Origin of the sequence: Vibrio sp. 1751 (genome assembly GCF_033339895.1) — a bacterium.
Classification (GTDB): Bacteria; Pseudomonadota; Gammaproteobacteria; order Enterobacterales; family Vibrionaceae; genus Vibrio; species Vibrio alginolyticus.
In genome coordinates this window covers 21,976-42,516 of sequence record NZ_JAWOVM010000005.1, presented here as the reverse complement: position 1 = coordinate 42,516, position 20,541 = coordinate 21,976, and the positions used below count along the sequence as shown (strand labels likewise).

The 20,541-nt window shown below is 45.5% G+C and carries 17 protein-coding genes and 1 pseudogene; 5 read left to right on the top strand and 13 right to left on the bottom strand.

Features of this window, described 5'->3' with window-relative positions:
* Window positions 1–2 precede the first annotated feature (2 nt).
* Window positions 3–1,151: an NADH:flavorubredoxin reductase NorW gene (gene norW / locus R7041_RS03410; RefSeq protein WP_169628850.1), complete on the bottom strand. Its 1,149-nt coding sequence runs from the start codon at window positions 1,149–1,151 to the stop codon at window positions 3–5.
* Between the two features lie 10 nt (window positions 1,152–1,161).
* The gene (gene norV, locus R7041_RS03405) at window positions 1,162–2,664 is read right to left on the bottom strand and encodes an anaerobic nitric oxide reductase flavorubredoxin (RefSeq protein WP_169628849.1); all 1,503 of its coding nucleotides are present in this window, start codon (window positions 2,662–2,664) and stop codon (window positions 1,162–1,164) included.
* A gap of 190 nt (window positions 2,665–2,854) precedes the next feature.
* Here norV and norR point away from each other — a divergent pair, with 190 nt between their 5' ends.
* The 4 genes from norR (at window position 2,855) to azu (ending at window position 7,011) form a co-directional block, all read left to right on the top strand.
* A complete protein-coding gene (gene norR / locus R7041_RS03400) occupies window positions 2,855–4,387 on the top strand; it encodes a nitric oxide reductase transcriptional regulator NorR (protein WP_206949084.1) in 1,533 nt (510 codons plus the stop codon).
* 397 nt (window positions 4,388–4,784) lie between these two features.
* Complete coding sequence (locus R7041_RS03395; protein ID WP_206949085.1) at window positions 4,785–5,303, top strand: transcriptional regulator; 519 nt, start codon at window positions 4,785–4,787, stop codon at window positions 5,301–5,303.
* A 269-nt stretch (window positions 5,304–5,572) separates the two neighbouring features.
* Window positions 5,573–6,223: an HAD family hydrolase gene (locus tag R7041_RS03390; RefSeq protein WP_053307895.1), complete on the top strand. Its 651-nt coding sequence runs from the start codon at window positions 5,573–5,575 to the stop codon at window positions 6,221–6,223.
* A gap of 335 nt (window positions 6,224–6,558) precedes the next feature.
* Window positions 6,559–7,011: an azurin gene (gene azu / locus R7041_RS03385; protein ID WP_005375211.1), complete on the top strand. Its 453-nt coding sequence runs from the start codon at window positions 6,559–6,561 to the stop codon at window positions 7,009–7,011.
* 226 nt (window positions 7,012–7,237) lie between these two features.
* Here the strand turns inward: azu and R7041_RS03380 are convergent, their stop codons facing one another.
* The 6 genes and pseudogenes from R7041_RS03380 to R7041_RS03355 form a co-directional block, all read right to left on the bottom strand.
* On the bottom strand, window positions 7,238–7,588 hold the full coding sequence (locus R7041_RS03380; RefSeq protein WP_025768531.1) for an ethanolamine utilization protein EutQ: 351 nt from the start codon (window positions 7,586–7,588) through the stop codon (window positions 7,238–7,240).
* A complete protein-coding gene (locus R7041_RS03375) occupies window positions 7,585–8,901 on the bottom strand; it encodes an NAD(P)/FAD-dependent oxidoreductase (RefSeq protein WP_005385877.1) in 1,317 nt (438 codons plus the stop codon). Before R7041_RS03375 ends, R7041_RS03380 begins: the two co-directional genes overlap by 4 nt.
* 12 nt (window positions 8,902–8,913) lie before the next feature.
* Window positions 8,914–10,197 (bottom strand): NAD(P)/FAD-dependent oxidoreductase, encoded by a 1,284-nt coding sequence (locus tag R7041_RS03370; RefSeq protein WP_231972289.1) that lies wholly within the window; start codon window positions 10,195–10,197, stop codon window positions 8,914–8,916.
* Window positions 10,186–10,347 (bottom strand): annotated as a pseudogene (locus R7041_RS03365) (rubredoxin); the annotation flags it as partial. The pseudogene R7041_RS03365 and the gene R7041_RS03370, both read right to left, overlap by 12 nt.
* A gap of 142 nt (window positions 10,348–10,489) precedes the next feature.
* The gene (locus tag R7041_RS03360) at window positions 10,490–11,926 is read right to left on the bottom strand and encodes an aldehyde dehydrogenase family protein (protein WP_206949086.1); all 1,437 of its coding nucleotides are present in this window, start codon (window positions 11,924–11,926) and stop codon (window positions 10,490–10,492) included.
* 1 nt (window position 11,927) lies between these two features.
* The gene (locus R7041_RS03355; RefSeq protein WP_054574469.1) at window positions 11,928–13,115 is read right to left on the bottom strand and encodes an aromatic ring-hydroxylating oxygenase subunit alpha; all 1,188 of its coding nucleotides are present in this window, start codon (window positions 13,113–13,115) and stop codon (window positions 11,928–11,930) included.
* Window positions 13,116–13,434: 319 nt separating this feature from the next.
* Here R7041_RS03355 and R7041_RS03350 point away from each other — a divergent pair, with 319 nt between their 5' ends.
* Window positions 13,435–15,171: a BCCT family transporter gene (locus tag R7041_RS03350; protein ID WP_054574470.1), complete on the top strand. Its 1,737-nt coding sequence runs from the start codon at window positions 13,435–13,437 to the stop codon at window positions 15,169–15,171.
* Window positions 15,172–15,265: 94 nt separating this feature from the next.
* On the opposite strand, the gene gcvA is transcribed toward R7041_RS03350, so the two are convergent.
* The 5 genes from gcvA to R7041_RS03325 all read right to left on the bottom strand — a co-directional run bounded on the left by gcvA (window position 15,266) and on the right by R7041_RS03325 (window position 20,340).
* Entirely contained in the window at window positions 15,266–16,192 is a 927-nt protein-coding gene (gene gcvA, locus R7041_RS03345; protein ID WP_005375182.1) for a transcriptional regulator GcvA, read from the bottom strand.
* A gap of 247 nt (window positions 16,193–16,439) precedes the next feature.
* Window positions 16,440–17,804, bottom strand: a complete 1,365-nt coding sequence (locus tag R7041_RS03340; RefSeq protein WP_005375181.1) for a TrkH family potassium uptake protein — start codon at window positions 17,802–17,804, stop codon at window positions 16,440–16,442.
* Window position 17,805: 1 nt separating this feature from the next.
* Entirely contained in the window at window positions 17,806–18,459 is a 654-nt protein-coding gene (locus R7041_RS03335) for a potassium channel family protein (RefSeq protein WP_005375180.1), read from the bottom strand.
* A gap of 151 nt (window positions 18,460–18,610) precedes the next feature.
* Entirely contained in the window at window positions 18,611–19,309 is a 699-nt protein-coding gene (locus R7041_RS03330; RefSeq protein WP_054576620.1) for a response regulator transcription factor, read from the bottom strand.
* On the bottom strand, window positions 19,306–20,340 hold the full coding sequence (locus R7041_RS03325) for a DUF4118 domain-containing protein (protein WP_054576626.1): 1,035 nt from the start codon (window positions 20,338–20,340) through the stop codon (window positions 19,306–19,308). Before R7041_RS03325 ends, R7041_RS03330 begins: the two co-directional genes overlap by 4 nt.
* Between the last annotated feature and the right edge of the window lie 201 nt (window positions 20,341–20,541).

The following is a 20,541-nucleotide window of genomic DNA, read 5'->3' as shown; positions in this document are numbered from 1 at the left end:
GGTTAAGCCTGCGCGGCTTGAGACAACTCTCGAAGTAATGGAAATGCTTGCGTAACTTGCTCTCCCGTCACGACGAAGCCCATAAGTCGGCTATTTTCATCTTCTGCCTTAGCGGCAATGCCTGTTTGAGAAATCTGCACGATCCAGTTCGTCACCGAACTAAAATCGCCTGCCAATTGAATTGGGTAGCTCGGCGTTTTCACCTTTACCATCATAGGCGGTAGTTTCAGCTCTGCCTCTTGCCCTAGTAGCTGTTTGCCCAAAGCATTGGCACTTAGCACGATCGGTTGGAGGTACGGCATCATTCGACCTTGGATCTCAGCACAATCGCCTAATGCAAATACATTAGCTACTGATGTCTGTAATCGAGCATCCACCTCGATGCCTTTGTTCACGCTCACCCCACAAGCCTTCGCTAACCAAGTGTTAGCACGTAAACCCGCCGCTGAAATCACTACATCGGCTTCGATTGCTTTACCTTTGCTCAAGCTTGCCACCAGCGAATCATCTGAGTGATTGATCGCAACTACCCCAGTCTCCAAGGCAAGTTGAATACCTTGCTGCTTAAGTTGGTTTTCGAGCGGCAATGCGATGAATTCAGGAATCAAGTTAGCGAGCAAACGGGAATTTGGCTCAACCACCGTAACCGCTTTACCACTGGTTGCGAGATCCATGGCGATCTCGACGCCGATCAAACCACCACCCATTACTAGAATTCGTTCCGCACGGCTGATTTGCTCTTCCGCTAATTGATATTCTTGTAGCGAGTTCAGCGTTATCACCTCAGGTGCTGCATCGCCAGATATTGGCGGCACAAAAGCTTTCGCGCCTGTCGCAAACACCAGTTTGGAGTAAGGATAGGTTTGGCCGTTGGCGACCACTTGCTGAGCTTGCACGTCGACATGCTCAATCATGGTATGGGCGAGCAGTTCGATGTTGTGTTCCTGTGCGAACGCCTCACCACTTTTAACTACCAAGTCTTGGGCGGTTTGCTTGTTGCTGAATACATGACTCAAATCAGGCTTGTTGTATTCCGCGCCATCATCAGCAGTAAACACTTGCAGCGGAATATGTGCGTCCATTCGACGCACTGTTTTCACCAATTGGTAAGCCGCAAAGCCGCTACCAATAATCACAATAGGTGCTTGCATATTCGCCCCCTTACCCGTTGTATTCGACAAAGACGTCTTTACCCAAGTGACATTCTGGGCACAAGAAGTAATCTGGCACTTCAGACCATGCCGTACCCGGTTCAACGCCTTGATTAGGCTCGCCTTTAGCTGGGTCGTATACCCAATTACAAACGGTGCAAACCATGCATTGGCAATCTGCAGGATGCGCCTCGGCACTAGGGTTGCTAGGAGCAGCATCTACTACCGCTTGTGTTGCTACTTGTGCAGCGGGTTGTGATTGAACTTGTGGTGCAGACGCAGCAATCGCCGGAGCAAGAACAGGACTAGTCAGGTCATGCTTTGCCCACAATTTCGCGATGTTCTGACCATGTTCGCGACATTCACGCATCGCTTTACCATCTGGTCGCCATTTTGTTTTCAAGCTCACTGCGGTTTCAAAGCCTGCGTCAGTCAATCGAGCATGGATACGATCCACCGCACCACCGTTCCAACCGTAGCTACCGAACGCAGCGGCTTTCTTCGCCTTAAAGCGCAGACCGGTAATTTCTTCTAGCATGCCTGCGATCTTCGGCATCATGACGTTATTCATGGTAGAAGAACCAACCAAGATGCCTTTTGAGCGGAATACGTTGGCGAGAATTTCATTCTTATCATGCTTAGAGACATTAAAGACTTTGACCGCCACGCCAGGGTCGACATCGTGAATGCCTTGCGCAATGGCATCGGCCATCATTCGAGTGTTGTTTGACATTGAATCGTAGAAAATCGTAATGCGATCTTCTTGATAATTGTCTGCCCATGCTAAGTATTGCTCGATGATTTGAACCGGATTATCGCGCCATACAATACCGTGTGACGTGGCGATCATGTCGACAGGCAAATTGAAGCTCAGCACTTCTTTGATTTTAGCGGTTACCAAGCTGCTGAATGGCGTTAAGATGTTTGAGTAGTAACGCAAACACTGTTCCATCAACTCATTTTGATCCACTTCATCATTGAATAAGCGTTCATCGCAGTAGTGCTGACCAAATGCGTCGTTACTGAATAACACTGCATCGCCCGTTAGGTAAGTCATCATACTGTCCGGCCAATGCAGCATCGGCGCTTCCACGAAGACCAATTGCTTACCGTTACCAATATCAATGCTATCGCCCGTTTTTACGGTTTTGAAGTTCCACTCAGGATGGTGATGATGACCCACAATCGAATCAATCGCCGCTTCTGTACAGTAAATTGGCGTGTTCGGAATCTTCTCCATCAATGCCGACAATGCGCCTGAGTGATCTTCTTCAGCATGGTTTACTACGATAAAGTCGATAGACTTAAGGTCGATTTCCATTTCTAAATTTTGGATGAATTGTTGACTGAATCGATGATCGACCGTATCAACCAATACGGTTTTCTCTTCACGAATTAGATAACTGTTGTAGCTGGTACCTTTTGTCATTTTGTATTCTGTACCGTGGAAGTCTTGAACTTCCCAATCGCGTTGACCTACCCAGTGAATGTTGTTTTTTACGTGAATTGTCATAATTACTACCTTGAATGACGGGATAAACAAAAATAATTTCTTCTTGTATTGCACTGGGCGTGCCAACTTTTAATTACTATATATTTCAAAACCTTAATTAAAAATCAACTTTAACAAGTGTCATTTAGACACAGTTGAAAATTGTCATTAAGACACTACAATAGTCATATTGACACAACTGGTATTGGCTATGACTTCTTTAATCGCACAATGGCTACACATCACGCAAGACCTTAACTCGGCGCTCACTCAACAGGCTCGCTTCGATACGTTATTAACCACGATTCGAGATGTATTGAAGTGTGACTCTTCTGCCCTTCTTTTGTATGAAGACCAGCACTTTAAACCTTTAGCGATCAATGGATTGGCGAAAGAAGTGCTTGGACGCCGTTTTTCCATTGAGCAGCACCCAAGATTAGAAGCCATTGCCCGAGCAGGCGATATCGTGCGCTTTCCCTCCGACAGCGACTTACCTGATCCATACGATGGCTTGATTCCAAACCACGATGACAAACTGCATGTCCATTCCTGCATTGGTTTACCTCTGCTGATCGACGATCAACTGATTGGTGCCATTACGATTGACGCCTTCGACCCCAATCAATTTGATGGGCTACGCAACCAAGAGTTACGTTTTGTCAGCGCGTTGGCAGCAGGTGGCCTACACACTGCACTCCTACTAGAACAACTAGAGACACAAGCGAGCCTGCCACGTGACTCTTACGCTGAGAAACGCACCTTGAGCAACGAAATCATTGGCAACTCTCAGGGAATGAAGAATCTTCAAGAGCAGATTGATGCAGTCGCCGATACGGAATTGTCCGTGCTGGTCATGGGCGAAACGGGCGTAGGTAAAGAGTTGGTTGCCAGCGCTATTCACCATCGTTCTAGCCGCTCGAACAATACCTTGGTTTACCTCAACTGTGCAGCGCTGCCCGAATCGGTCGCGGAAAGCGAGTTGTTCGGACATATCAAAGGCGCATTTACGGGCGCAATCAGCAATCGTAAAGGTAAGTTCGAACAAGCCGATGGCGGCACACTATTTTTGGATGAAGTCGGCGAACTGTCGTTAGAGCTGCAAGCCAAGTTACTTCGAGCTCTACAATATGGAGACATTCAACGTGTGGGTGATGACCGCCATATTCGAGTCAACACACGCATCGTCGCCGCCACAAACCGTATATTGCATGAAGAAGTGACTGCTGGTCGCTTCCGAGCCGACTTGTATCATCGTTTAAGTGTCTTCCCGCTTCATGTTCCACCTCTTCGTGAACGTGAAGACGATGTGGTATTACTCGCAGGCTTTTTTGCCGAACGCTTAAGAAGCAAATTGGGATTGAACAGCATTCGTTTGTCCCCCACTTTAGTGCAAGCACTCAAAGACTATTCATGGCCAGGCAACGTGCGAGAGCTTGAGCATGTAATTAAACGTGCCGGTGTTTTGGCAAAAGCACGTACTCACGCCATGGACATTGAGTTGGTTGAGCAAGATTTTGATATTCGAACGCCGAATCAGAACATCAAGAACGTTGAAGAAACGGAGCAAAACTCTCGGCTTGAGCTACCAGAAGGTGGATTAAAGCCTGCCACAGACGCCTTCCAAAAAGCGATGATTGTTCGAGTTCTGGAAGAGAACCAAGGTAACTGGGCAGCAACGGCACGTCAGCTTGAATTAGATAACGGCAATTTGCACCGATTAGCAAAACGGCTAGGGATAAAATAGACACTAACGAATATCACCTAATATGGCATATTCATCGCCAAATAAAGAGCCGATGCCCAACCGCTCACTCAGCCCACTATAAGTAGTGAGCTGAGTGCTCAGATAGAATAGCCACCTAAGTTTGACGGTATTTTCTTCTAAATTTTATTGTCTTGAACCACCTCACAGATTTAATAACCCTTAACAATAAACACAATAATAGTTAAGGTATTTTTATGAGCCAGATCTAATAAAATTAAATATATAGTATTTATTTTAAGAATCTAAACTTTCAAAGTTCATCATAATAAATACAACCTCTATGTATACACTTTACCTTCAAAAAACATCAAAATATAATCCCTTCGATAAAAACACTTAAATGAATTTAACTGTATAAAAGTGAGGAGAATAAAATATGGGATATGGGGCGACAGTATATTCATTAGATACTGAAAAGGTTTTTAACGTACTAAAGAATGAGCGTAATCCAGAGCTAGAAAAAGCCATCATGGAAAGGTGTCAAGACTCCTTTAAAGTGATTAATGAAATGCTGGAAAGTAGTGGCGAAAGCATCCGAGCTGAAGAGCTTCTTATGCAGATGCTGTCTGAAGAGATAAAATACAGTCACTTGGGTTACGCCTATGCTTACTTGCTTGAAGCTATATGTAAGATCACTGGTTATTACTTATCCAATAACTCTTGGTATCCTTGCGATGTAAACGATTTCTGCGATATTCCATTCACTAATACCGATTATCCCATAAAATTCCCACTCCCTGACGATTTCCCTGTTTTTTTTATGATAAAAAATCAAGATATTCACCAAGATAACGTTGACTTCGGAGGCTTATCAGAGCAACAAATATCTGAAGTCAAGAGCTGGTACACTCATGCAGTCGTAAACAATCGTGACTTGGTATTATTTTATTATTAATTTTAACTATTAATAAATTATCCAATAGTTAAAATAACAATAGAATATTAATAAAACTCTAGCTTATATTAAGATAGAGTTTTATCTATTTAACTGAAATTTTTATAATTTTAAAAATATTATATTTCACACCTAATTTATAGACTCTGTGTATAGTGTGTTCAGAGGCAATGTGAACTCATAGGATCAAAATCAAGTTCTAATTTTTAGAAGAAAAAACGATCTGCTTGTGTCAAAATGCGCCATCCCAACCAAAAAGTCTTAATGTAATGAACTACCAAGCTGCTATTTTTGATATGGATGGTTTGCTCCTTGATACTGAGCGCGTCTGTATGCATATTTTCCAAGAAGCATGTGAAGCCCAGAACCTACCCTTCTATAAAGATGTTTACCTTTCAATCATTGGTCGCAATGCAGCGGGCATTGAAGTGATTTTTCGTAAAGCTTATGGGGATGATCTTGACCGCTTACACCAAGAGTGGCGCGACCGTTACGACGCTGTGGTTAAGCACCAAGCGATACCGGTAAAAGAAGGGGTGATTGAGCTGCTTGAGTGGTTGAAAGGCCAAGGGTTGCCAATTGCAGTCGCCACTTCTACAGCAAAAGAAGTGGCACAGAAGAAGTTGGAGTTAGCGGGCCTAAGCAAGTATTTCGACAACTTAACGACAGGCTGTGAAGTGTCACACGGCAAACCTGATCCAGAGATCTACCTGCTTGCAGCAAGTCGTCTAAGCGTAGATCCAACCAAATGTCTCGCCTTTGAAGATTCAAATAATGGCGTGCGTGCTGCTGTAGCAGCGAACATGATCACTTATCAAATCCCTGATTTGGTTGAGCCTTGTGACGAAATAAAGCAATTAGGCCATACTGTCGCACCTTCACTGCATGATGTGTTGCATGCGTTAAAACAAACTCGCTAGGTTTACTTGTCGTCTGTTCTATAGAAGCTCAGCAATTTAGCTGAGCTTCTTTCTCGAAACCTCTCCAATACCTTAAAACCAAACGATTCTTCCACCCGTTTAGCGAGATTAATTTCACCTTAACTCTGGCTAATCACGACTTTTGATTTAACTCACGCAATCGCATGAAATAAGGCATTTGAGTGATCAAATAGCGGAACTGACCAGTACAAGCTTGCAACAAAACGTCAATATACCGATTGAAGCACGTTTTTGGAGTGAAAATTGGCTGATAATGAGAACTATTGGATAAGATCAATCCAAGTCAGCCTAAAATACAAAATGGAGAGTGTTATATGTCTTTACGTTTATTAGCAACAACCTTCGCATTAGTCGGAATGAGCTTTGGTGCCCAAGCCAGTGCCGAGTGTGAAGTGTCATTAGATGCTAACGATATGATGCAGTTTTCTACTAAAACATTGAGCGTACCAGCCACTTGTAAAGAGGTAAAACTGACACTGAATCACACAGGTAAGATGCCAGCGCAATCGATGGGTCACAACGTGGTCATCTCTGACACAGCCAACCTACAAGCAGTCGGTACTGATGGCATGGCAGCTGGAGCAGAAAATAACTACGTAAAACCAAATGATGATCGCGTCTACGCTCACACAAAAGTAATTGGTGGCGGTGAAAGCACCAGCATTACGTTCAGTACTGAGAAAATGAAAGCCGGCGGTGACTATTCATTCTTCTGTTCGTTCCCGGGTCACTGGGCAATCATGCAGGGTAAATTTGAGCTAAAATAAAAGATTTAGCCAAGCCAAAAGAAGACTCATTATAGGGAAGCCAAGGCTTCCCTTTTTGATAGATAAAATAGCAATTGAGAAAGGTCTAACACGTCTGGAAACGTGACCAAGAAACATAGCAAGTAAGAAACCCTTGCTCCATTGAGATTAAGTTCTTTTACGAAAACTCATGGGTAAAAATCGGTTTTTTGTTTTGCCTTTCCGAGACACTACTAAATGATAAAAGTCATTCAATACCATGTAACTCTTTCCAGTTTCCTGGATGAACCACATAGCCGAACAGAGCATGCCCACCATAAACCAATTCAGTTCCTTCCGGTATCCACAGCATCTGACCTGGGTGCACAAAATGTGTTTCACCATTTGCGGTCAGCTCGAAACAGCCTTCAATCACGAAAATAACTTCATCATAAAGCACCGTCCAAGCCACTTGAGCGCCTTCCCATTTAGCAAAGCCTACGCCAATGTTTGGTGAAATTTCCGGGCTTAACGCTCGGGCTACGTACGCCATTCCCGGCGTATCACCACGAACATTGAAATCTAGGTTTTTACTATCAACGAGTTTGACTTGCTTCATAATTCACTCCGGCTTTGCCATTTTGCTAATTGGATACGCGTTTTTACTCCCAAACCTAAAAAAGGCTCTGGCGGATTCAAACAAGGCATTCCTGTCACTTGCTGTATGTCATCCAATGATTTAGATGTCGCACCAACGACATAGTCAGCTAACAGTGTTCCAGAAATGGTTCCCCACGCAGCACCAACACCATTGTCACAAGCGCTGGCATAAACACCTTCATCTAATTGGCCGAAAAAGTTAGTAAAGTTACGAGAGATGGCATACACCCCACCCCATGTGTGAGTAAATGGTACGTCGGCCAGCTCGGGATAACGCGCCAGAAAGACCTGACGATGATCGTCGCGAATTTGTTCTCTGACTTTATCGTTCATGCTTGAGCCATATTTCGGCACGTGTTTGTAAGTATTGCGGATCAAAATACGTCGATCGGCGGTCATACGTAACGTCGTTCCCGCATGATCAGCTGGAGTTAACCCCCAATTCAGCTCACCTCCGTATCGCTGCATTTCTGCGTCGGTTAATGGACGCGTCCAGCTTGCAAACGTCATCACTGGAAGTAATCTGTTTTTAAGATAACCAAACTCCCGAGTAAAAATGCTGGTCCCAAGCAGCAGTTCAGGGGTTTCAACAGAGCCACTATCTCCATGTAATACCCAGCAACCGTTTTCTTTACTGAGCTTGCGGATTGGCGAGTTTTCTAACACCTCGACGTTCTCTGGAAGGCTTTCCCCTAGCCCACGCACCAAAGCAGCAGGTTGCATTAAATAACCACCTGGCGTGTAAATTGCTCGGCTGTAGTAGTTGGTTCCCAAGACTTTCGCCAGCTCACTGCCATTAACATGGAAGTATGGTTCGCCAAGGTCTTTCATTAGGTGCTCAAAGTGATCGAGATATGCTTCACCGCGCGCCCCTACGGCTCCTTGATATTTGCCCTTTGCTGACCACTGACAAGAAATACTGTGCTTCGACACTAAAGTGTTTAGCTGAGCAATCGCAGAACGGTTGAGTGATAATAACTTTTGCTTGTGCTCAGGGTCGGGATGCTCAAGTGAAAACTTATGAGGCAAATCGATAACAAAGCCCGAATTTCTTCCTGAAGCCCCTTGGCCGATACGTTGCGCATCAATCAGTATAATTCGTGCATTAGGCATAAGTTCAGCTAAACGTCTTGCCATAGCTAGGCCTGCGAAACCGGCACCTAACACGGCATAGTCAGCACTTTGTTTACCTTTTAACGCCGATTTTTCTGGAATACTTGGCAACGCATGGTACCAACCACACGTCACGTCATCATTGGGTAAATGAATCATCTTTTTTCTCCGCTACGCTGCTGACAGTTTCAGTGACAATTGATCTAGCCAAGGGCCGCGTAATGACTGTACTTTTCTTCCTAGCAACGCAAAACCGAGCATTGCTCCTTCTGGTGAATAAAACGCAGCGGTCAATTCATCTGCTTGGGTCTCGATGTACCATTGTCCCTGTTCTTCAGCGGCTACCGGGAAAATCGTGAGTGGAAGAATCGGCGTTTTTACAATCACTGGAGTTGGTGTTAACGAGATAGGGGCGACATCGCCTAGCAAGCTTTTCGCTACAGAAGGGATCATTTGATTAATCGGTGCAATATAGGGCTGCCAACCTTGCTCAGTTTCAACACAGTCACCTAGCGAGTAAATATTCTCATCACTCGTCTGGCCGAATTGATTCACTTTAATGCCCCGGCCAACTTCAAGCCCCGCGCGCTCAGCCAGAGAAACATTTGGCTTGAGTCCAACCGCGCTCAGCACTAGATCTGCTTCAATCTGCTTGCCACTGTTTAGATGTAAAACCGCACTGGATGCGGACCTTGGCTCGATTCTGGTGATACTGTCTTGTAGAGCCCATTGCACGCCTCGATCGGCAAGTGCGCTTTGTAATGATTCACCCAACTGTTGCGGGATCAAACGCTCCATTGGCCATTGACCCAACCCGATAACTGTTACTTCATAACCGCTTTCGATCAGATCATTTGCGAACTCACAGCCAATTAAGCCATCACCTAGGATCGCGATGCGCTTTTTGTCTTGCAGCTCCGCTCTGAAACGGCGGTAATCAACTAAGTCGTTCACACTCATAACCCAAGAGCGATCGCCCTCAATTGGGATTTCAATCGGTGATGCACCTGTTGCCAGTACCAAGCGGCTGTAGGCGTATTTACCGATGGAGGTATGTAACGTTGAATTGGCACGATCGATCTGTTCAACACGGGTATGCGGGTAAACTCGGATGTTGAGACGGCTTTCCCACTCCAACGCGCTCTCACTTTGTAGCGCGTCGCCGTCTTTATTCATGACCAGTGCATTAGACAAGGCAGGCTTGCTGTACAGTGCGCCATCATCAGCGGTAAAGACAGTGATCGGAACCGTCTCAGATTGCGCTCTAAGTGCCGCCGCCAACTGGTAACCACTGTGGCCACTACCGATGATAACGATAGGGTCATTTGAGAATACAGGTTGAGTAACTTCAGATGGAAGAGGCTGAGCAGTATTTGGCTGAACAGACGATCCTACCGATACCGAAGACACTGCCGCGACCTCTTCTACTGGCGCATCGTCGGTAATTTCGATCATTTCAAAATCGGCCTTACCCACTAAACAGTCAGGACATAACCAGTCATCCGGTACATCTTCCCATGCTGTTCCTGGTGCAATGCCATCGGATGGCCAACCTTGTGCTTCATCATAGATTAAGCCGCAAATAATACAGAGCCACTTTCTCATCACTTATACTCCAACTACCTTGTTCAGAATTTCCGTGTTTACAAACCGCTGTCAGATTTGTTGTGATTCCATCAACCTCGCCCTAGCTTGTGGTCTGAAATCCAAGCCGGTACGAGGTGATGAAAATACAGTTACACGGTAGCTATACGTTGCTGTCTTGCTGCAAACGAATGGCAATATTGCGTGTCTGGACGTAGCTATAAATCGCTTCTTGTCCTTTTTCTCGCCCAAACCCGGACAAGCCCACGCCACCAAATGGTGTTTCGATGCCACCAGCAAACCATTCATTGATGAACACTTGTCCACCACGCAGTTGCTGTGCCACACGCAATGTTTGGTTTAGGCTTTCACCAAAGACACCAGCGACCAGGCCAAAATCGGTGCCATTCGCGATTTCAACGGCCTCTTGCTCGGTTTCAAACGGTGTAATTACCAGTACAGGACCAAACACTTCTTCTTGAGCAATACGCATATCTGGTGAGGCTTCAATCACCGTCGGTGCCACAAAGTAACCCGACAAATCAGGGGCGTATCCACCCGTTAGGATGTTCGCGCCGTCGGCTTTTGCTTGTTCTATCATTTCAAGCACGCGCGCTTGTTGATCAGCCGATACCAACGGTGTTATATCCGGCTGGCTTTCACCTTGACCAATGGTTAGGTCTTGCGCCATTTTCACTACCGCCGCTTTTACTTCTTCATAACGCTCTTTTTGAATTAGCAAACGAGACATTGCCGAACAAACTTGACCAGCGTTAAAGAAAATACCGACTTGAACGCTTTGTAAAAGCGTTTCGAGACTCACATCTTTCAGTGCGATAGCGGCCGATTTACCACCCAGCTCCATCACAGATGGTGTGGCGCGTTGCGCTGAATCTTTCAGTATGCGTTGGCCGGTCGGCACAGAACCTGTAAAGACAATTTGATCAACGTCTTGATGCTGCACCAAGTGGCTGCCAACTACGGAGCCTTTGCCACATAGCAAGTTAATCGCGCCTTTTGGGAAACCCGCTTTTTCAATCGCTTTAATCAACAACGTCATAGCGAGTGGGGAAATCTCTGGCGATTTGATCACCACTGCGTTACCAGCAGCTAATGCAGGTGCTAATGAGCGTGCACAAATAGAAACTGGGAAATTCCACGGCACAATCTGCACTGACACACCAAACGGCACATATTGGGTGAAATCGACATAATCTTTACCCAACGGAATTGACGTGCCTTCCAGCTTGTCGGCCATGCCAGCGTAGTATTCGAAGTAACGTGCCGATTCTAAAAACTCATCTTTGGCATCTTGCAAAGATTTCCCATTTTCACGGCAGGCAACTAACCCACCTTCATCAACCATTTCACGAATAGCCGCGGCGGCTTTTAACATCCACTCGGTTCTGACGGCTGGACGAACGTCCGAAAGAACGCCTTGATTGACTACTCGACGTGCCGCTGCCATTGCGCGGTCGGCATCGGTGATAGTGGCTTCTGCAACCGTCGCATACGCTTCGGCTGTGCCAGGGTTCATGATGGTCAGCGCTTGCTCTGAATCGCACCACTCACCATCAATATAATTAAGGTAATGCATCATATTACTGCTCCAGTGCCGCTTTCACTTGCTTTGCCAACCAGGTTTGAAAGAAATGCGTCGGAACATCCATTTCTGGTGAGAACACACCACCACCAAAGCCAGGTGAGTAACGACCTTCCTGCATGCCCTCGACCGCTCCAATATCTTCGCCGAATACGACTCGCCATGACTCAACGGTAGCAGTACGGCACGCAGCGAACTCATCTTTCGTTGCTTCATCACCCACATAGAAAACACGTAGGTGCTCAACACTCTTATTCGCAGTGATTGGTTCAATCATCATCGCAAAGGCATGATCGGCTTGAATACCAAGCAACACGTTTGGAAAGAGTGCAACGTATTCTGCATGACGCAGTTTATCTTCTGGCCAGCTTGGAAATTTAGGTAAGTGTGTTCCTGCAGTATCAGAGAGGTTGTATGCGAGACTACCTTGGCCAGCAAAACGCTCTGCAAACATGATGTTGTAGTGATCCTCTAGGCGAGAATAACTATTCAAACTCGGATGCACCCAAGGTAAGTGGTAAGCTTCACAGTAGTTTTCTACGGCAAGCTTCCAGTTACTTTTCACTTCTATCTCTAAGTTGCCACCCATGTTCACGCGGCGAAGAAGCCCTAATCCTTCTTCACCTAAGAATTGCTGCCAACGTTGCTCTAGCGGCGCGATATGCTCTTCAAAGCTTTCTGCTTTGCCCGATAAGTTGACGAATACCATGTCCATCCAAATGGCTGAACGAAGTGGCTTAAGGCCGTGCTTTTCACACTTAAATCGATCATCTTTATGTTTTGCGATACCACCAATGTGTGGTGTGCCTTTTAGATTGCCGTCAAGATCGTACGTCCATGAATGGTAAGGACAGCGAATCATGCCTTGAACTTCGCCTGCCTCATGAACCAGCTTCATACCACGATGACTACATACGTTGTGGAAAACTTGGACTTCACCTTGGCGATTTCTCATCATGAGTAGTGGAAGATTCATGAAATCAAGTGGCATCACATAACCATTTTTAAGCAGGTCTGATGCAAAACCAATACATACCCAAGTGTTACCAAACACCTGATCACGCTCAAAAGTAAAATACTCTTCGCTGGTGTAGGCCTGATTCGGCATTCCTGTTGCTTCACTGATTGGGTTCAGTACATTATCAACAAGTTCAACAGGAATAATGGTTTGGTTGACATTGCTCATATTCTTATCTCCGAGAGTCGAGTTGCATCCAGTGCGTACAACGTCGTGTTGTGTTAGTGGAGATGATTTTGATTAACAATCCGGCAACAAACAAACGACTTTTTCGCCGGGCTTGGATGAGTTTTTGTCATTCATGCATTGATCTCGAACAAAAAAATAACCTTTTAATTAACAATGATCTTCTTGTCATGATTAATACTCATTAACCGATGAGTATTAATCAGTTGAAACACAAAAGCCCTCTCTCTACTCTCTTTCAAAAATTAACAATAACGCAACAAACAATAACGCTAAAACAAACGCACTGTGAGGGATGCCTATGAGAGCAACATCTGGGATATTGAAAGGACTCAATCCGACTGTGACAATCGCATCAAAGATCGTCGTTATCGGTTTTGTACTTTTCTGCGCCATTCTCGCCAACCAAGCGGGCCAATACTTCGAAACGATTTCCGGCATTTTGCTACAGAATATGAAGTGGTTTTACATCGGACTTGTTTCACTCGTTGTCGGTTTTCTTCTTTACCTTATGGTTAGTCGATATGGGCATATTCGTTTGAGTAAAGATGACGAAAAACCAGAGTTTAGTTATTTGTCTTGGGTATCCATGCTTTTTTCCGGAGGCATGGGGATAGGCTTAATTTTCTGGTCGGTCGCCGAACCGATGTGGCATTACGCTGACAACCCATTTACTCAAGGCCTGACCAATGAAGCCGCAACAACATCAATGAAACTGACATTCTTTCACTGGGGTCTACATCCTTGGTCTGTCTTTATCATTGTTGCACTCGCATTAGCTTACTTTTCCTACCGTAAAGATCTGCCTTTTACCCTACGCTCTATCTTGTACCCTTTGATTGGTGATCGTATTTATGGGCCTATCGGACACACGGTTGATATCCTAACAGTCGCGGTGACTGCTTTCGGTATCTCTCAAACCTTGGGGATGGGAGTTATCCAAATAAACTCTGGTTTGAATCAAGCCTTTGGTCTAGACATTAGTTTGGGGATTCAACTCTTTATTATCGTTTCCCTTTGTACTTGTGCGGTTGCGTCGGTGCTATCTGGTGTAGGAAAAGGTATTCGCCGTTTATCAGAATGGAACATGCTGCTTTCACTCGCACTCGTGCTAGTCGTACTTTACATTGGTCCAACTCGCTATATCTTAAATACGCTACTCGAAAGTACGGGGCTTTATGCACAAAACATTGTCGGTATGAGCTTATGGAGCGATGCACAGAATGACTCTGGCTGGCAAAACTGGTGGACGGCTTATTACTGGCCTTGGTGGATGACTTGGGCACCTTTCGTTGGCATGTTTGTGGCTCGTATCTCTAAAGGACGCACAATACGTGAACTTATCGGTGGCGCATTAATCGTACCTACGCTAATCACGTTTTTATGGATTTCAGTATTTGGTGGTGCAGCGTTGAAGGTAGAGCAAGACGCTCGTTTTGCTCATCAAGAGCAAGTCACTGCGGCACAAGAAGCCAAACAAACACCACCTGCGGATTTTTCTGGCGGCCCGATTCTTGAAGCGACTAAAGCCGATACGACGCGCGCTTTGTTTACGCTATTCGACAATCTAGATACAGGTATGTTTGGTAAACTCCTTAGCGTGCTTGCGTGTCTATTGCTCGGTACTTATTTCATTACCTCCGCAGACTCGGGTACCTTGGTTCTATGTACCCTCGATGCCGCTGGGCACAGTGAGCCTCCCACCTCTATACGCGTATTGTGGGGGATCATGATCGCAGCCATTGCGGGAGTACTTCTATACGCAGGAGGGTTAAAAGCAATGCAAACGGCCTCCATTATTGCCGGTTTCCCTATCGCCATTTTTATCGCGGTGATGAGCTTAACGCTGTTTCATAGTATTCGACGCGAACCTAAGCCATGGGCAATGCTTCCAGAGCATGTTCACCCAGAGCAAGAGAAACTTGATGGTCCTGTTGAACCGCTTGTTGAAAGCAAAACAGTGGTTTCCGAGCCTATTGCTTCAACATCCTCACTAAAAGATGATTCCACACTCAATCAGGGACCAGTACTAAGTTAGTGAGTCGTTTCATCAATCAATTAAAACAAAGCGGGAACTGGTACTCCCGCTTTTTTAACATGACCAAACTCTGTTATTTTCTCTGCTTATTGATTTAGGCTAAACCTCGATCACCCACCTCATCTGGCAACTGTTGCAAAAGCCACTCTCTAAAACGCTTGACGCTTGCTGGGATTAAACCTCTATTTTTAGGTTCAAGCATAGAGAAATTGGAAGGTGTTGAAAGCACGTGTTCGACTGGCCTAACTAAAGCACCGCTTTGTAAATAGTCGTCCACTAATGACCCCCAGGCTAACGCGATTCCCTGACCATTAATTGCCGCTTGTAACAGCATTGGATAGTTATTGATGTTCATGCGATTACGAGGCGAAATATTTGGCAATCCTACACTCGCAAACCACTGCTCCCAGTTCACCCAATCTCTTTGAGACTCTTCCAGATAGAGTAACGTTTTATTGAAGATTTCTTCTGGCTCATTAGGCTGGCCGATTTTCTCTAAATAAAGCGGACTACACACAGGGAATACTTCTTCAGAAAATAGCGTTGTCACGTCCATTTCTGCAGGTGGAGTGCGACAATAAAACAAGGCGATATCGCAATCTAATCGGCGTAAGTCCAACACATTATCTGAGGCCAATATCCTTATATCGATGTCATCATGTTCATTTTGAAATTGAGCAACCTTAGGCAACAACCACAAGGCTGCCATTGCATTTGTCGTCGCAACCGTGATCTTTTGTTCGCCCTGCCACTTCTTCACTTCACCCGTGATTTGAGCAATATCGAGCAAAGATTGGCTGACAGCTTGATAATATTGAAGACCTGTAGGCGTTAAATTAATGCTTCGATTGGCTCGCGTGAACATAGCCTTGCCTAAGTATTCTTCTAATTGTCTAATTTGGCGACTGATAGCACCTTGGGTCACGTTTAGTTCGTCAGCGGCTAATGTAAAACTCAAGTGCCGCGCCGACGCTTCAAACGCAACGAGGCTATTTAAAGGTGGGAGGGGTTTGATTTTCATGTATCTTCCAGTAAGGCAGTATTGTAATTATTTTTATTCCCGGCAATCTTATGTTGCACGTGGATAATGCCATTCTGGACAACACCCCAAAAACGACAATTTATAAATGATAAAAAATAGAGATGAATCATAAATTGTTGTGAGAGAGACTGCCGTATACAGTTTCGTGGCTACAACGAGCACAAAAAGAGGAGCAGTTACTCCTCTTTTGCCTAGCCTTTTGCTCACTTTCTTCGAGTTAGCCCATTTACCCTATTGCCAATTTAGTGCTCGCGTAACGCGCTTTTTTCTTTCTTGGACTGGCTAAGAAGTACGCCAAAGTAAGGGGGCCTAATCGTCCCATAAACATCATGAAGATGATCACTAACTCACCCGGTTCGGACAAACTGCCCGTTAAGCCTCGCGACAAACCAACCGTACCCAGTGCCGAGACCGCTTCGAACATAATATCTAACATAGACGCTTTCTCTGTCAGTAACAGCGTGAATATGGCAAACCAAGTCACGCCCACCGAGATCAGAGTCAGCGCCAATGCCTTGCTGATGGTCTCTTTGGGAATCTTGCGTTGAAAGGCATAGGTTGCTTCATCGCGACGCAAATAGCTGTAAGTCGCCAAGACTAACACTATAAATGTCACAACTTTAATGCCACTTGCCGTACTCAATGATCCACCGCCGATAAACATCAACACCAGAATGATCGCCGTTGTGGCATCTTCCAACTGATCGATAGCTAAAGTGTTGAACCCTGCCGTTCTTGGCGTCACCGCTTGAAACCACGATGCCCACCATTTCCCTGCTTCGCTCAAAGGGCCAAGCGTGTTGGGGTTATCATATTCAATCAGGTAAATGGCGATAAGTGCCACCACGTTAATGATCACCGTGCCTAAGATCATCATTCGACTGTAAACGGTGAGTCGGTGCCAACGGCGATTGCGTTTTAAGTCAATCCAAACCGAGAAGCCTAAACCACCAATAATGAACAAACTGGTAATGGTGAAGTTAACGACCGGGTCGTCCACGTAAGGCATTAAGCTATCGGCACTCAACGCAAAACCTGCATTGTTAAACGCACTGATGGTGTAGAAGAAACCATGGAACAAACTGGTTTTCCAACCCAGCTCTTCACTCCAATAAACGCTCAAAATAGTGAAACCAATAAGTTCAACGAGCAGAGCGAACATCAATACAGATTTAGCAGTGGCAATGAGTGTCGATGAGTCAGTTTGGTTGAACGCCTCTCTCGCGACGGCTCGCTCCAAAAAGCCAATTTTTCCGCCCAGAGCCAGCAAGGTCACGATGGCAAACGTCATTAAACCTAGGCCACCACATTGAATCAGGAAAGCAATAACCACTTGCCCAAAAGGCGTAAACGCCGTGCCCGTGTCCACCACAACTAATCCCGTCACCGTAATGGCCGATGTCGCAGTAAACAGGCTTTGAATCCAAGTGATGGGCTCTGTGGTGGCAATCGGCAGTTTGAGTAAGACCGTGCCGAGCATGATCAAGCACGCAAAGCTGAGGCTAAGTATTAATGGCGGTGCGCCCAACAATTTTTTGCCCGCTTTGGGTTTTCGCTCGATTGGGATAATAGAGGGATGCCACAAAACCATGTTACACCAACCTTGGAGCGACGTATTTCAGCTCAGCGCGACTACCGCAAAGCAACAGCGTGTCGAACTCATTAAGCACAAACTCATCATTGATATTGGTGTAGACGGCTTCTTCGCGCTTCACCAATATCGGCTGAATGTTGTAACTACCTCGGCTGATCAACTTAGAAAGCGGTGTATCGTGCAGATTGGATTTAACGTGGATTTCCACCACATACAAACCATGCCCCATTTCCAAATAGTTATTCACCATCGGATAGTTGAGTGCCTGCGCGACTCTTACGCCCATCTCCTCTTCCGGATGAATAATGCGTTGTACACCAAGCTTAGACACGATGGTATGGTGCGCTTTGGTGCTAGCTTTGACCCAAATAGATTTCACACCCAGATTTTTCAGCGCCAGCGTACACAACAAACTGGCTTGCATGTCTTCGCCAATCGCTACCAACACCACATCACTGTTCGCTAACGCTAACTCTCTGAGTGCACCTTCGTCTGTTGCGTCACATATGACCGCTTGCGTTAACTCTTCGACGTATTTTTCGACGATTTTAGGGTCGCTATCCACCCCCGTTACGGTGTGTCCAAGATGAATAAGTTCTAAGCTGGCGGCAACGCCAAATCGCCCTAGACCAATTACTGTAAAGTGAGCCATATCAATACCTAACTGTGTTTTATGTATAGAAAATGCTAATGCGTTAAGGGTTAGACTGGTTTTCCGTCACGGAAAATAGGCAACACGAATCCTGTTCGAGTGCCGATAACCAACACTAAACCTTGGCATTAACGTTGATTAAATTTGGAATTTAGTAGTGCTTGGACGTCTCAAGCACTAAACGATAACCCAGCCCTGGCTCGGTTTTTAATAGCCGCTGTTCGTCAGCACTATCGTTCAGTTTTTTGCGTAGTTGACTCACTAACACGCGTAAGTAGTGAGTGTCTTCGACATGACTTTTTCCCCAAATCACCGCTAGCAAATGAGTTTGCTCAATGAGTTTTCCCGGCTTGAGAATCAACTGTTCAATGAAAGAAAACTCTTTCTTGGTGAGTGGAATTTCCCTCTGATCCAACCAAAATTGGTGAGTACTTTTGATGATTTTGACTCGGCCAGCCACCAGCTCATCAGCGACGGTTTGCTCATCCACCAAATCTCGAACCAGCACTTTGATGCGCGCGATGAGCTCTTTTACGCCAAAAGGCTTGCTCAAGTAATCATTCGCGCCCGCTTCTAAAAGGCGGATTTTTTCCTCTTCTTGATCGCGAGCTGTCAGCACTAGCACTGGCGTTTTATACGTCTGACGAAGCGTAGTGAGAAACTCCGCCCCATCGCCGTCGGGCAAGCCTAAATCTAGCAGAATTACGTGCGGCGAATACGCTTCGAAACACGCTTTGGCTTCTGCAATGGTACTCGCGCCAATGTAATCAAACCCTTCAGCAGACAGCGAAATTCGAATAAAGGTATGAATGCGAGGCTCATCGTCCACAACTAAAACTTTGTAACTCACGCCTGCTCTGCTCCTTGATTGAGTGGAAGTCGAATGCGGATCAGCGTCCCTTCTGATACTGGCATAGATTGAATATATCCATGGTGTGCGGTGATGATACCTTTGGCAACCGCGAGTCCCATTCCGGTGCCTGAATCGGCCGATTTGTTGTTCACACCGGAATAGAAAAGGTTGAATATTTTTTCCGCATCTTCAGCTTTGATGCCAATCCCCATGTCCCGAACATCAATCACGCACGACGAACCCTGCTTAGAAAGTGAAACCTCGACAGATTCATTCTCTGGTGAAAATCGCATGGCATTATCCAGCACATTAAAAATCGCTTGTTCGATGAGCGAACGACTTACTGACAAATAGCCAACGGCATCATCCATATTCATGGATACTTTCTCGGTGTAATTCGGCAAACGAGAAACCGCATCCCGCACAATATTCGCAATAGGCTCATCTTTTTTGGTAATTTTTAATGTGCCGTGTTGGAGCTTAGTCGCCTGTAAGAGGTTCTCTATATATTGATGCAAGCGGTGGCTTTCTGAAGTCGCACTGTCGAGCAATTCTTTGCGCTCTAAGTCATTGAGCTTGGGCATGTACTCGTTGAGTGTGGTCAGTGTTCCAATAATGGTTGCCAACGGCGTGCGTAGGTCATGGGACACCGATAGCAGGATGCTGTTTTGCAGCTTGGTTTGTTTTAATTCTCCCTGCTGGCGACGATAAAGATCCGCAAAGGTGCTGGTGATAAATGCCACCACCATAAACACGACTAAATTAAAAATGTCTTCCGGACGAAACATCTGCAAAGAGTAACGAGGCGTCGTGAAAAAGAAGTTGAAGCTCAACGCTTCGATCACCGCCGCCGCATAAGCGAATCGCGAGTTGCATTGAAACGCCACTACCACGACTGCTAACTGTAAAATCAGCAGGACTGCGGCTGTAGAGCCAAACAGTTGGTCTAACAGCCATGAGACCACAACCGCGCCAACAATCACGGTAGTAGAAAAGAGAAAGGTGTTATCTCGCCATTGAACAAACATAAAATACATCAACCAAAATTCGATGTAGAAAACTTTAGCAAAAGCCCATTCGGAGTTCGCGTAAAAAAAGCGTAAAAAATTCAATAACGACAGTGAGTTATAAACATAATCACCATTAAGTTGGCCTAACTCAATGAATAATCACAAGTTAACGTTGCCCATTAACGCCTACTTACTCGGTATAAACGACAGACACAAAAA

Bases quoted from the DNA above. Each gene is read 5' to 3' on its own strand.
- norW (WP_169628850.1), bottom strand. From the start codon at position 1,151: ATGCAAGCACCTATTGTGATTATTGGTAGCGGCTTTGCGGCTTACCAA.
- norV (WP_169628849.1), bottom strand. From the start codon at position 2,664: ATGACAATTCACGTAAAAAACAACATTCACTGGGTAGGTCAACGCGAT.
- norR (WP_206949084.1), top strand. From the start codon at position 2,855: ATGACTTCTTTAATCGCACAATGGCTACACATCACGCAAGACCTTAAC.
- R7041_RS03395 (WP_206949085.1), top strand. From the start codon at position 4,785: ATGGGATATGGGGCGACAGTATATTCATTAGATACTGAAAAGGTTTTT.
- R7041_RS03390 (WP_053307895.1), top strand. From the start codon at position 5,573: ATGAACTACCAAGCTGCTATTTTTGATATGGATGGTTTGCTCCTTGAT.
- azu (WP_005375211.1), top strand. From the start codon at position 6,559: ATGTCTTTACGTTTATTAGCAACAACCTTCGCATTAGTCGGAATGAGC.
- R7041_RS03380 (WP_025768531.1), bottom strand. From the start codon at position 7,588: ATGAAGCAAGTCAAACTCGTTGATAGTAAAAACCTAGATTTCAATGTT.
- R7041_RS03375 (WP_005385877.1), bottom strand. From the start codon at position 8,901: ATGATTCATTTACCCAATGATGACGTGACGTGTGGTTGGTACCATGCG.
- R7041_RS03370 (WP_231972289.1), bottom strand. From the start codon at position 10,197: ATGATCGAAATTACCGACGATGCGCCAGTAGAAGAGGTCGCGGCAGTG.
- R7041_RS03360 (WP_206949086.1), bottom strand. From the start codon at position 11,926: ATGATGCATTACCTTAATTATATTGATGGTGAGTGGTGCGATTCAGAG.
- R7041_RS03355 (WP_054574469.1), bottom strand. From the start codon at position 13,115: ATGAGCAATGTCAACCAAACCATTATTCCTGTTGAACTTGTTGATAAT.
- R7041_RS03350 (WP_054574470.1), top strand. From the start codon at position 13,435: ATGAGAGCAACATCTGGGATATTGAAAGGACTCAATCCGACTGTGACA.
- gcvA (WP_005375182.1), bottom strand. From the start codon at position 16,192: ATGAAAATCAAACCCCTCCCACCTTTAAATAGCCTCGTTGCGTTTGAA.
- R7041_RS03340 (WP_005375181.1), bottom strand. From the start codon at position 17,804: ATGGTTTTGTGGCATCCCTCTATTATCCCAATCGAGCGAAAACCCAAA.
- R7041_RS03335 (WP_005375180.1), bottom strand. From the start codon at position 18,459: ATGGCTCACTTTACAGTAATTGGTCTAGGGCGATTTGGCGTTGCCGCC.
- R7041_RS03325 (WP_054576626.1), bottom strand. From the start codon at position 20,340: ATGTTTGTTCAATGGCGAGATAACACCTTTCTCTTTTCTACTACCGTG.